The sequence below is a fragment of the Citrobacter sp. JUb117 genome, from assembly GCF_024809055.1.
In the GTDB taxonomy this organism is placed as follows: Bacteria; Pseudomonadota; Gammaproteobacteria; order Enterobacterales; family Enterobacteriaceae; genus Citrobacter; species Citrobacter gillenii.
In genome coordinates this window covers 85,736-97,550 of the sequence record NZ_JANUFB010000008.1, presented here as the reverse complement: position 1 = coordinate 97,550, position 11,815 = coordinate 85,736, and the positions used below count along the sequence as shown (strand labels likewise).

General features: G+C 49.8%; 15 protein-coding genes and 1 other annotated feature. Of the genes, 6 read left to right on the top strand and 9 right to left on the bottom strand.

Annotation, left to right across the window (positions count from 1 at the left end):
- Positions 1–2: 2 nt before the first annotated feature.
- The 6 genes from pheS to thrS all read right to left on the bottom strand — a co-directional run bounded on the left by pheS (position 3) and on the right by thrS (position 4,537).
- Positions 3–986: a phenylalanine--tRNA ligase subunit alpha gene (gene pheS / locus M2374_RS18195; protein ID WP_045442121.1), complete on the bottom strand. Its 984-nt coding sequence runs from the start codon at positions 984–986 to the stop codon at positions 3–5.
- A 125-nt stretch (positions 987–1,111) separates the two neighbouring features.
- Positions 1,112–1,236: a sequence feature (Phe leader region), on the bottom strand.
- Positions 1,187–1,231: a pheST operon leader peptide PheM gene (gene pheM, locus M2374_RS18190; protein WP_001386830.1), complete on the bottom strand. Its 45-nt coding sequence runs from the start codon at positions 1,229–1,231 to the stop codon at positions 1,187–1,189. Its footprint overlaps the feature before it by 45 nt.
- A gap of 120 nt (positions 1,237–1,356) precedes the next feature.
- Positions 1,357–1,713 carry a 50S ribosomal protein L20 gene (gene rplT, locus M2374_RS18185; protein WP_003030578.1) on the bottom strand — a complete coding sequence of 119 codons (357 nt, stop codon included), beginning with the start codon at positions 1,711–1,713 and terminating at the stop codon, positions 1,357–1,359.
- A gap of 55 nt (positions 1,714–1,768) precedes the next feature.
- Positions 1,769–1,966 carry a 50S ribosomal protein L35 gene (gene rpmI, locus M2374_RS18180; protein ID WP_003030583.1) on the bottom strand — a complete coding sequence of 66 codons (198 nt, stop codon included), beginning with the start codon at positions 1,964–1,966 and terminating at the stop codon, positions 1,769–1,771.
- Positions 1,967–2,062: 96 nt separating this feature from the next.
- Entirely contained in the window at positions 2,063–2,605 is a 543-nt protein-coding gene (gene infC / locus M2374_RS18175) for a translation initiation factor IF-3 (RefSeq protein WP_071830666.1), read from the bottom strand.
- A 3-nt stretch (positions 2,606–2,608) separates the two neighbouring features.
- Positions 2,609–4,537: a threonine--tRNA ligase gene (thrS, locus tag M2374_RS18170; RefSeq protein ID WP_096757253.1), complete on the bottom strand. Its 1,929-nt coding sequence runs from the start codon at positions 4,535–4,537 to the stop codon at positions 2,609–2,611.
- Between the two features lie 305 nt (positions 4,538–4,842).
- On the opposite strand from thrS, the gene yniD reads away from it, so the two are divergent.
- On the top strand, positions 4,843–4,950 hold the full coding sequence (gene yniD / locus M2374_RS18165) for a small membrane protein YniD (protein ID WP_096757254.1): 108 nt from the start codon (positions 4,843–4,845) through the stop codon (positions 4,948–4,950).
- A gap of 185 nt (positions 4,951–5,135) precedes the next feature.
- On the opposite strand, the gene M2374_RS18160 is transcribed toward yniD, so the two are convergent.
- Together M2374_RS18160 and M2374_RS18155 are read right to left on the bottom strand one after the other, a co-directional pair.
- On the bottom strand, positions 5,136–5,369 hold the full coding sequence (locus tag M2374_RS18160) for a hypothetical protein (RefSeq protein WP_096757255.1): 234 nt from the start codon (positions 5,367–5,369) through the stop codon (positions 5,136–5,138).
- A 265-nt stretch (positions 5,370–5,634) separates the two neighbouring features.
- Complete coding sequence (locus M2374_RS18155) at positions 5,635–6,393, bottom strand: YdiY family protein (RefSeq protein WP_115258663.1); 759 nt, start codon at positions 6,391–6,393, stop codon at positions 5,635–5,637.
- A gap of 287 nt (positions 6,394–6,680) precedes the next feature.
- Between M2374_RS18155 and pfkB the strand changes: the two genes are divergently transcribed.
- Positions 6,681–7,610 carry a 6-phosphofructokinase II gene (pfkB, locus tag M2374_RS18150; protein WP_117342996.1) on the top strand — a complete coding sequence of 310 codons (930 nt, stop codon included), beginning with the start codon at positions 6,681–6,683 and terminating at the stop codon, positions 7,608–7,610.
- Positions 7,611–7,872: 262 nt separating this feature from the next.
- A complete protein-coding gene (locus tag M2374_RS18145; protein WP_117342995.1) occupies positions 7,873–8,733 on the top strand; it encodes a fructosamine kinase family protein in 861 nt (286 codons plus the stop codon).
- Between the two features lie 67 nt (positions 8,734–8,800).
- On the opposite strand, the gene M2374_RS18140 is transcribed toward M2374_RS18145, so the two are convergent.
- Positions 8,801–9,337: a YniB family protein gene (locus M2374_RS18140; protein ID WP_115258665.1), complete on the bottom strand. Its 537-nt coding sequence runs from the start codon at positions 9,335–9,337 to the stop codon at positions 8,801–8,803.
- A 170-nt stretch (positions 9,338–9,507) separates the two neighbouring features.
- Here M2374_RS18140 and hxpB point away from each other — a divergent pair, with 170 nt between their 5' ends.
- From hxpB to M2374_RS18125, 3 genes are all read left to right on the top strand, one after another.
- Positions 9,508–10,176, top strand: a complete 669-nt coding sequence (gene hxpB, locus M2374_RS18135) for a hexitol phosphatase HxpB (protein ID WP_096757260.1) — start codon at positions 9,508–9,510, stop codon at positions 10,174–10,176.
- A gap of 149 nt (positions 10,177–10,325) precedes the next feature.
- Positions 10,326–11,087: a 2-dehydro-3-deoxy-D-gluconate 5-dehydrogenase KduD gene (kduD, locus tag M2374_RS18130; protein WP_181688198.1), complete on the top strand. Its 762-nt coding sequence runs from the start codon at positions 10,326–10,328 to the stop codon at positions 11,085–11,087.
- 95 nt (positions 11,088–11,182) lie between these two features.
- Positions 11,183–11,770, top strand: a complete 588-nt coding sequence (locus M2374_RS18125; RefSeq protein ID WP_096757262.1) for a metal-dependent hydrolase — start codon at positions 11,183–11,185, stop codon at positions 11,768–11,770.
- Positions 11,771–11,815: the final 45 nt, after the last annotated feature.

The following is an 11,815-nucleotide window of genomic DNA, read 5'->3' as shown; positions in this document are numbered from 1 at the left end:
CTTTATTTAAACTGTTTGAGGAAACGCAGATCGTTTTCGAAGAAAGAACGCAGATCGGTGACGCCGTAACGCAGCATGGTCAGACGCTCCATACCCATACCGAAGGCAAAACCTGAGTAGATTTCTGGGTCGATACCAACGTTACGCAGCACGTTCGGGTGGACCATACCGCAGCCCAGCACTTCCAGCCATTTGCCATTTTTTCCCATTACGTCAACTTCTGCAGAAGGCTCAGTGAACGGGAAATAGGAAGGACGGAAACGTACCTGCAGATCCTCTTCAAAGAAGTTACGCAGGAAATCGTGCAGCGTGCCTTTCAGGTTGGTGAAGTTGATGTTGGTATCAACAATCAAGCCTTCCATCTGATGGAACATCGGGGTGTGCGTCTGATCGTAGTCGTTACGATACACGCGGCCCGGCGCGATAATGCGGATTGGCGGCTGTTTTTCTTTCATGGTGCGGATCTGCACGCCAGAGGTCTGGGTACGCAGCAGGCGCGTGGCGTCAAACCAAAACGTGTCGTGGTCAGCACGCGCCGGGTGATGGCCTGGAATATTCAGCGCATCGAAGTTGTGGTAGTCATCTTCGATTTCCGGTCCCGTCGCCACGGTAAATCCGAGCTCACCGAAGAAGCTTTCAATCCTGTCGATGGTACGTGTGACCGGATGCAACCCGCCGTTTTCAATACGACGGCCCGGCAGGGAGATATCAATGGTTTCTTCTGCCAGACGTGCATTCAGCGCAGCATTTTCTAAATCAGCTTTACGCGCGTTCAGCGCCTGCTGTACCTGCTCTTTGGCTTCATTGATAACCGCACCTGCTGCCGGACGCTCTTCAGGCGGCAGTTCGCGCAGGGTTGTCATTTGCAGGGTCAAATGCCCTTTCTTTCCCAAATATTCGACGCGGACATTGTCTAATGCGGCAACATCTGAAGCCTGGTTAATGGCGGCCGTTGCACTGGCAACCAGCTCTGCGAGATGTGACATGGTTTTCCTCGTTGTGTGGCGATATTCATATGTCGCTCATATATACACAAAATCATTCAAGTTGCATCCAGGCGGCAAGAGAGCAAAATGCAGCCAATACAGGGGCCGCTTGAAGGATTACGTGTATAAAAAAAGCCTCCACCAGGGAGGCTCTTAGGCGCTGTTTTCCGTTTCTTCTTTCACGCGCTAGCCTCCCGGATTCAGGTGCTAAAGTAAAAAAAGAAGCGGAAAATAGCAGCATTCATGCTTGCGTTACCTTATGTAGTAAAAACCGGACAACCTTTATTGAAAAGGCTTACGGGTGAATTGTCAACTAATTGATTACGCTACAAATAAAAGAGAGGGAGCCAGGCTCCCTCTTTTCACCGGCTTATGCCAGAGCTGCTTTCGCTTTTTCAACCAGAGCGGTGAACGCTACTTTGTCGAATACTGCGATGTCAGCCAGGATCTTACGGTCGATTTCAACAGAGGCTTTTTTCAGGCCGTTGATGAATTTGCTGTAAGAAATACCGTTCTGACGTGCTGCTGCGTTGATACGCGCAATCCACAGTTGACGGAACTGACGCTTTTTCTGACGACGGTCACGATAAGCGTACTGACCAGCTTTGATAACAGCCTGGAAGGCAACGCGGTATACGCGAGAACGCGCACCGTAGTAGCCTTTAGCTTGTTTCAAAATTTTCTTGTGACGTGCACGGGCAACTACACCACGTTTTACGCGAGCCATATGTGCTCTCCTGTATCTATATTCTTAGTAAAAAAATTAATTAAACGTTAACGGCTTATGCGTACGGCAGGCACGCGATAACCAGACCCAGATCGCCTTTAGACACGAGGCCTTTTGGACGCAGGTGACGTTTACGCTTAGTAGATTTTTTGGTCAGAATATGACGCAGGTTTGCGTGCTTACGCTTAAATCCACCACCACCGGTTTTTTTGAAGCGCTTAGCAGCACCGCGTACGGTCTTAATTTTTGGCATTTTAATAACTTCCACTTCGCATTGTTAATAAACGAAACATAGGCGAACAAAACCTGCGAAGCCCGTAGGCTCCACAGGAATTGCTACTTGAAGGCCTTACTGTTTCTTCTTAGGAGCGAGCACCATGATCATCTGGCGGCCTTCGATCTTCGTAGGGAAGGATTCGACCACTGCCAGTTCACTCAGATCGTCACGGACGCGCGTAAGCACTTCCATACCGATCTGTTGGTGAGCCATCTCACGGCCGCGGAAACGCAGCGTGATCTTAGCTTTATCACCCTCTTCCAGAAAGCGTACCAGGCTGCGGAGTTTTACCTGGTAATCGCCATCGTCGGTGCCAGGACGGAATTTAATTTCCTTAACCTGGATAACTTTTTGCTTTTTCTTCTGTTCCTTAGAAGATTTACTCTTTTCATAAAGGAACTTGCCGTAGTCCATAATACGACAAACTGGCGGTTCGGCGTTAGGGCTGATTTCAACTAAATCTACTCCAGCTTCTTCAGCTTTTTCGATAGCTTCTCTCAGACTCACAATACCCAAAGCTTCGCCTTCCAGACCTGTTAAGCGAACTTCCAGGGCGCGAATCTCGCCATTGATACGATTCGGACGTGCCGTTTGAACTCGTTTTCCGCCTTTAATACCTTATTCCTCCAGTTGTTGAAGACTGCGGCTGCGAATCTCTTGTTGCAGCTTCTCGATAACTTCACTTACGTCCAGGCTGCCCAAGTCTTTGCCACGACGGGTACGCACGGCAACTTTGCCTGCTTCTACCTCTTTGTCGCCACAGACCAACATGTAAGGGACACGACGTAAAGTGTGCTCGCGGATTTTAAAGCCAATCTTCTCATTTCTCAAGTCTGCTTTTACACGAATACCCGCATTTTGTAGTTTCTGCGTTAATTCGTTGACGTATTCAGACTGCGAATCGGTAATATTCATGACCACAACCTGAACCGGCGCAAGCCAGGTCGGGAAGAAGCCAGCGAACTCTTCGGTCAGGATACCAATGAAACGTTCCATTGACCCAAGAATCGCGCGGTGAATCATTACCGGTACCTGACGCTCGTTGTTTTCGCCAACATAAGAGGCGCTCAGACGAGACGGCAGAGAGAAGTCCAGCTGTACAGTACCGCACTGCCATGCGCGATCGAGGCAGTCATACAGGGTAAATTCAATTTTCGGACCGTAGAATGCGCCTTCACCCAGTTGGAACTCAAACGGGATGTTGTTTTCTTCCAGCGCAACCGCTAAGTCCGCTTCAGCACGGTCCCACATTTCATCGCTACCGATACGTTTCTCGGGGCGAGTGGACAGTTTGACGACGATTTTCTCGAAGCCAAAGGTGCTGTACATATCGTAGACCATACGAATGCAGGCGTTAACTTCATCACGAATCTGCTCTTCGGTACAGAAGATATGCGCATCATCTTGAGTGAAGCCACGTACGCGCATCAGGCCGTGCAGCGCACCTGACGGTTCGTTACGGTGACAGCTACCAAATTCCGCCATACGCAGCGGCAGGTCGCGATACGATTTCAGACCCTGATTAAAGATCTGAACGTGGCCTGGGCAGTTCATTGGCTTGATGCAGTATTCACGGTTCTCTGAAGAGGTGGTGAACATCGCATCCTTGTAGTTGTCCCAGTGCCCTGTTTTTTCCCACAGCACACGGTCCATCATGAACGGGCCTTTCACTTCCTGATACTGGTATTCTTTCAGTTTCGAACGAACGAAAACTTCCAGTTCACGGAAAATTGTCCAGCCATCGTTATGCCAGAACACCATACCTGGCGCTTCTTCCTGCATATGATACAGGTCAAGCTGCTTACCAATTTTACGGTGGTCGCGTTTAGCCGCTTCTTCCAGACGTTGCAGGTAGGCACTCAGCGCTTTTTTATCGGCCCATGCAGTACCATAAATGCGCTGCAACATCTTGTTGTTGCTGTCGCCGCGCCAGTATGCCCCAGCGGTCTTCATCAGTTTGAAGTGATGACAGAAACGCATATTCGGCACGTGCGGGCCACGGCACATATCGACGTATTCTTCATGATGATACAAGCCGGGCTTGTCATCATGGGCAATATTTTCATCAAGGATAGAGACTTTATAGGTCTCGCCACGCTTCACGAACGTTTCACGCGCTTCGTACCAGCTGACTTTCTTCTTAATGACATCGTAGTTTTTCTCAGCGAGCTCGTGCATCCGCTTTTCGAGCGCGTCGACGTCTTCCTGGGTTAACGTACGGTCAAGATCGATATCGTAGTAAAAGCCGTTGTCAACAACCGGTCCGATCGCCATTTTGGTGTGCGGCCAGAGTTGTTTGATCGCGTGCCCTAACAGATGCGCACAGGAGTGACGAATGATCTCCAGACCTTCATCATCCTTAGCGGTGATGATGGAGAGTTTCGCATCCTGTTCAATCAGATCGGAAGCATCAACCAGCTCACCGTTTACACGGCCAGCGATAGTAGCTTTCGCCAGACCTGGACCGATGTCCAGCGCAACATCCATGGGACTTACAGCGTGGTCGTAATGGCGTTGGCTGCCATCAGGAAGAGTAATAACAGGCATGTTATATCCTTATTTGCAGTGGTGCCCCACACGTAAGAGCACATACAAAGTTTCACTATTTAAAATTTATCAAAAAGGTGTGGGCTGATTCCCGCTTCACTCTGCGAAATATGTCACGCATTACCTGACTGGCAACGCTGTAACCTACACCCGCTTTTTGATAACACCGCTTGACAGTGTACACGGCATTACGGGTCGTTCAAAGCGACAATCAACGCGCCATCTATGATGTAAATCAATTCACTGGCGCCCTGCCGTCTTTGTTACACTATGCGGTAATCATTGTTACTGACCAGGAAAGAACCATGCCAAAAAATCGCTTTGCCAAAAAACACTGGAAAATGGTTGTGGTACTGCTCGTCATTTGCGCGGCAATGTTGATGCTAAGGTGGGCAGCAATGATTTGGGGTTGAACCGTCACGCCGTTAATAAATCGTACCTTGCGTTATTTCGCGATGTACACAGATGCACCCAATAAATTAAAAAAGATATTTCAATATTACTTTACTGTTTATGACAAAATAAAAACCGGCACATCAATATCCGGTTTTTCATTACGACATTTGGCTGAGTAGACGTCTGGACACTAATGAATATATTAAGACCATTCGCCAGCAACCAGGGTATGAACATTAAACGCATCATTCATACTTTGGCCGGTAGACTGGGAACCAGGCGCGATATTTGAACCTGCTTCCACATCAGAGGCATGCGTGATGCCGACTTGTGTCGTGTTATCAGACGGTGCGTTGGTGACCGGAACGGCGGCAAACACGCCGAAGGACAGCGCAGAAAGCACGATGACAGCAGCCGTCGCTTTGATATTTTTCATAGGTATCTTCTCTTACTTGAATTAATACTAAGGTCTGAAGGCGATTAATTGCCTGTAGGTAAGAGTGTAGATCTGGCTCACACTTTTTCCTAGTCAATTTATTTATCAATTCGTGTCAAATAAATTGAATATGTACCCAAAAGAGTAATTATGGAGAAAGTATGAAGAAAAGTTTTTTTCGAAAAAATTAAAATGCCGGTCAGAAAATAATAACACTGGAATTTTATTTGGAAAAGCCGGGCCATTTATTTGACCCGGTTTTTTACTACATACGATAGCCGAGCGAAACGGTCGTACGACGATCGGTATGTTCCGGTGCCGTAGCCGGTGGTTCTGAGTTCCAGGTGACGTTATAAGCCACTTTCAAACCGAAGTGTTCGTTGATAGCCACATTTAACGCGGTTTCAGAGTTAAGCGTCGTATCTTCAGCACCAAACACCGACACCCCTTGTGTGAATTTGGTGGTGTCCGTCATCTGCCACGCATAAGCGCCTGACGCATAACCCAGCGGCTGCGTTTCGGTTGTGCCATCGGTGTGTTCGTCATAGCGTACGCCTGGACCGAATTCGAAACGGAAGCTGTGTACCGGCCCATTAAGGAACTGACGACCATAACCTGCAGTCAGTACGTCACGCTCGTGATAACCGTTGTAGCGGTCGGTCAACCAACTGGCCTGTCCGAACAGATAATCATAATCCGTCATATTAAAACGACTACGACCACCTACGGCGTATTTCTCCGAAGAGCGTTCATCATTCGACGAGGTATTGCTGGCATTGCCCCACAGAGACCACGCCGTGGTTTCACCGTACCAGGTCATGGTGGTATCTGCGGTTAAAGAAGAACTTTTTGTGTTGCCTGACTGGGCGAGGTATCCCGCGTTCAGGTTACCTTCAAAGGGTTTTTTCGCGCTGGAGGGGTCATCCATGACAGTAAAAACGGAATCATCGGCGGCGGCATGCATTGACGCAAACACGCCCCCCATCAGCACGAGTGCTGCGGGTACTGTCTTCAAAAGCTTCATTTATAAAGAGTCCGTACAACAAAAAAAGAGACCATTACGGTCTCGGAAACTTTCATAGGGATCAATGACAAAAGCCCCTTGAAAGGTAACAAATTATAAAAAGACTCGAATAACATAGCAATAATTTCTTATTTCATTTTTTGAATAAGAGCGTTCTTAAACCGTAATTTTATTTATATATCTTTGCAGAGATAATTTTAAATAAAGATGCGATAAATCATGTTGTTAATTACTTCACTTTCGTCACATTAAGTGCCAGACTGAGGACAGCCTAACAGGAGGTAAAGATGGTACGTATCTATACGTTAACACTTGCGCCCTCTCTCGATAGCGCAACAATCACCCCGCAAATCTATCCCGAAGGTAAACTTCGCTGCACCTCGCCGGTTTTTGAACCCGGTGGTGGTGGTATTAACGTGGCCCGCGCCATTGCTCATCTTGGCGGAAACGCAACGGCTATCTTTCCGGCTGGCGGCGCTACCGGGGAACACTTGGTATCATTGCTTGCCGATGAAAATGTCCCGGTCGCCACCATAGAGGCCAAAGACTGGACCCGGCAAAATCTTCACGTCCACGTAGAATCCAGCGGCGAGCAGTATCGATTTGTTATGCCTGGAGCAACACTTACCGATGACGAGTTCCACCAGCTTCAGGATCAGGTATTGGAAATTGAGTCCGGCGCGCTGCTGGTGATAAGCGGCAGCCTGCCACCCGGCGTGAAGCTTGAAAAACTCACCCAGCTTATTACTGCGGCACAAAAGCAGGGCATTCGCTGCATTGTTGATAGCTCAGGTGAGGCACTGACTGCCGCATTAACGCTCGGCAATATCGAACTGGTCAAACCCAACCTCAAAGAACTCAGCGCATTGGTTAACCGCGAACTCACACAACCTGATGACGTCCGTAAGGCCGCAGAGGAAATTGTGCACAGCGGTAAAGCGCAACGTGTTGTCGTTTCGTTGGGACCGCAAGGGGCACTGGGCGTTGACGGTGAAACCTGCGTACAGGTGGTACCCCCGCCGGTTAAGAGCCAAAGTACCGTTGGCGCGGGTGACAGTATGGTCGGCGCGATGACACTGAAGCTGGCACAGAATGCGCCATTTGACGATATTGTTCGTTTTGGCGTAGCGGCAGGTAGCGCGGCAACCCTCAATCAGGGTACCCGTTTATGCTCGCAGGACGATACGCAGAAAATATACGCATACCTTTCGCGGTAATGCTCTTCACCTCATCATCAGGGGGATTTACCGACAAAACTGTCGACATACGTGTTATGCGTCTATGCTGAAAAATCACGTGATAACAAAGCAGTGGATCACGTGAACCCATAACTGCAGCGCTCTGGCAAGGAGTGAAATAGCAACAAACATTACGTGCTTTTTCAGCGATAACGCGTCCACGGTGTGCGTTGGTTCGTGTTTTTTTACCGCATTATTGCGCTAACCTTATGATCTGGCAGACAACATGGGGAGAGACATCATGTGGCAGGCTATCAGTCGTCTTTTAAGCGAGCAACTCGGTGAAGGCGAAATCGAGCTGCGTAATGAACTGCCCGGCGGTGAGATCCACGCCGCATGGCATTTACGCTATGCGGGGCGCGATTTTTTCGTCAAATGCGATGAAAGGGAGCTATTAACCGGCTTTACGGCAGAAGCCGACCAGCTGGAACTGCTTTCCCGCAGCAATACCGTTTCAGTCCCCAAGGTCTGGGCGGTCGGTGCAGACAGAGACTACAGCTTTTTGGTGATGGATTTCCTCCCTCCCCGTCCACTGGATGCCCACAACGCCTTTATTCTCGGACAACAGCTCGCACATCTTCATGAATGGAGCGATCAGCCGCAGTTTGGCCTCGACTTTGATAATGCACTCTCTACCACGCCACAACCCAATACGTGGCAGCGTCGCTGGTCTACCTTTTTTGCAGAACAGCGGATTGGCTGGCAACTGGAGCTTGCCGCCGAAAAAGGGATCGCGTTTGGCAATATTGACGCCATTGTTGACCATGTTCAGCAGCGTTTGTCATCACACCAGCCACAGCCTTCACTACTGCATGGCGATTTGTGGTCGGGGAACTGCGCCCTTGGCCCTCATGGTCCCTATATCTTTGACCCCGCCTGCTATTGGGGCGACAGAGAGTGCGACCTGGCAATGCTGCCATTACATAGCGATCAGCCACCGCAAATTTATGACGGCTATCAGTCGGTTTCCCCCCTGCCGCTGGATTTTCTCGACAGGCAGCCTGTCTATCAGCTTTATACGCTGCTGAATCGGGCGATTCTGTTCGGCGGGCAACATATGGTGGTGGCGCAGAAAGCGATGGACAGGATACTGGCGGCTTAACAGATATATAGCGGAGTTATTTGCTAATCAGGCCCGCAGCTTTCGCGTGGGCCTGATAGTGACGCGCTTACAAAAAACCTAGTAGCGAAAAGAAGAAATAGCCAATCACGATGACGATAACCGGCAAAATATAGAGCGGGAATATTTGTAAGAAAATCGTATGATGCGGCACGACAATACGCGACTCAATCTGCTCTCGCGATAACCCTTCACTGCCCTTCGCCTGCTCCAGAATCAGCTGATCTTCAACGCCTTCACGTAAAAAACGAGCCTGACGGCTCATGCGAGCACCCGAATCCTGCATCGCCAGCCCGATAAAAATAAGAATAAAAATCAGCCAGAAAACCAGATTCAGTCCGCTTTGAAAATCAGGTGTCGGTGAGTTATACCAAAACAGGTTAAGAAAGGGAGTGTTTACCCGCATCATGTCAATCATCACGTGGGCAAAGTCGAGCATCACCGCGTTAATCCCCTCCTGCTTTTCACTGTGCGCATACATAAACTTCAGTACTGAAACCAGCGTTGAAATCAGCGCCGGGATGAAAATCACCCATCCCACCAGCCTTTTCAAGACAGCAATGCGTCCAGCTTGTTGATACGTCATGAGTTCCCCTTGATTAAGACGTGTCATTTTGGCCTAAGTTTACCCGTTGATAACCATTTTCGCCTGATCTTTAAAGGCGGTATAATCGAGGATTAGCCATAATGAACGCTGAGAGCCGGTTCACCCAGGCTCTTAATCCCTGCTGTTTCATGTTCAAAGGAGAGGTTGTGATGTCAACCCCGCGTCAAATTCTTGCTGCAATTTTCGATATGGATGGATTACTGGTCGACTCTGAACCCCTTTGGGATCAGGCTGAACTGGATGTGATCGCAAGTTTAGGCGTAGATATCACTCGCCGCCATGAACTGCCCGATACGCTGGGGCTGCGTATCGATATGGTTGTAGATCTGTGGTTCGCCCAGCAACCGTGGAGCGGCCCATCTCGCCAGGAGGTCACCGATCGCATTATCACCCGGGCTATCGCCCTGGTTGAAGAGACAAAACCACTGCTGCCTGGCGTACGTGAAGCCGTCGCGCTGTGCAAATCCCAGGGCTTACGAGTGGGTCTGGCATCGGCCTCCCCGCTGCACATGCTGGAAAAAGTGCTGACGATGTTTGATCTTCGCGACAGCTTCGACGCACTGGCCTCGGCAGAGAAATTGCCCTACAGCAAACCGCATCCTCAGGTCTACCTCGACTGCGCGGCAAAATTGGGTGTGGAGCCCTTATCTTGCGTAGCGCTGGAAGATTCTGTCAACGGCATGATTGCATCAAAAGCAGCACGCATGCGCGCGATCGTCGTACCTGCACATGAGAACCAGGACGATGCCCGCTTTGTTCTTGCTGACGTTAAATTGACCTCGCTGGCCGATCTCACCGTCACGCATCTACGCGGATAATTCCCTGATGGGCAATGGTTGCATTGCCCGTTTTGCCAGACCAGTCATATTTTTGAAACGTTGTTTCACTTTTCATTGTATTTCCTGCCAGCCTCTCCTATTCTTTAACTCACAGCATGCGTTAAAACCATTTGATAGCCGGGGTGAATATGATTTTGGATGCTTTTCGTCTTGAAGGTAAAGTAGCAATCGTCACCGGATGTGATACCGGGCTTGGGCAAGGTATGGCGGTCGCGCTGGCGGAGGCCGGCTGCGACGTGGTCGGCGTCAATCGTAAAATTCCTGTGCAAACCGCTGAGAAAATCCATGCACTCGGGCGACGCTTTCTGACTATCCAGGCCGACCTCAGCCAGCAGGACTCGCTGAACGATATCGTGACGCAAACGGTCTCCACCTTTGGTCGGATCGATATTCTGGTCAATAACGCGGGGACCATTCGCCGTGAGGACGCCCTGAACTTTAGTGAGCAAGACTGGGATGATGTGATGAACCTGAATCTCAAATCCGTTTTCTTTTTGTCACAGGCCGTCGCCAGACAATTCCTGAGCCAGGGTCAGGGCGGAAAAATCATCAACATTGCGTCAATGCTCTCCTTCCAGGGCGGTATCCGCGTACCTTCCTACACCGCTTCAAAAAGCGGCGTGCTGGGCATAACCCGCCTGCTGGCCAATGAATGGGCCGCACAGGGTATTAACGTCAATGCCATTGCGCCGGGCTACATGGCGACCAACAATACGCAGCAACTGCGGGACAATGCTGACCGTAATCAGGAGATTGTCGACCGTATTCCGGCCGGACGCTGGGGAACGCCTGACGACCTGAAAGGCCCGGCGGTATTCCTTGCCAGCCGCGCCTCTGACTACATTAATGGCTATACATTGGCCGTCGACGGTGGCTGGCTGGCACGTTAATCGCTTATTTGTGACAAAGGGTTACAACGTCACCTCTTTCACCTACTGTATAAAACCCCTATACTGTATGAATTGACAGTTTATTGGGTTTTATCATGACGGCGGAAGGCCACCTTCTTTTTTCTATTGCCTGTGCGGTATTTGCCAAGAATGCCGAACTGACGCCCGTTCTCGCGCAGGGTGACTGGTGGCATATTGTTCCTTCAGCTATCTTGACCTGCCTGCTGCCCGATATCGATCATCCCAAATCGTTGCTGGGGCAGCGTCTGAAGTGGGTCTCAAAGCCCATAGCCCGGGCATTTGGTCATCGCGGGTTTACGCATAGCCTGCTGGCGGTGTTTGCCTTGCTGGCGACGTTCTATTTGAAAGTACCCGAGACCTGGATAATCCCGGCGGATGCGTTACAGGGGATGGTGCTCGGCTACCTTAGTCATATTCTGGCCGATATGCTGACCCCAGCCGGCGTTCCTCTGCTGTGGCCCTGCCGCTGGCGCTTTCGCCTGCCGATCCTCGTACCGCAAAAAGGCAACCAGCTGGAGCGTTTTTTATGCATGGCGCTGTTTGCCTGGGCTATCTGGATGCCACAAACTTTGCCTGAAAACAGTGCAGTACGCTGGTCATCGCAGATGATTAATACGCTACAAATGCAGTTTAATCGTTTTATAAAACACCAGGCTGATTAAGAAATCGGCCAAAATGTCATTTTTGGCATAAACAATTCCATTTGA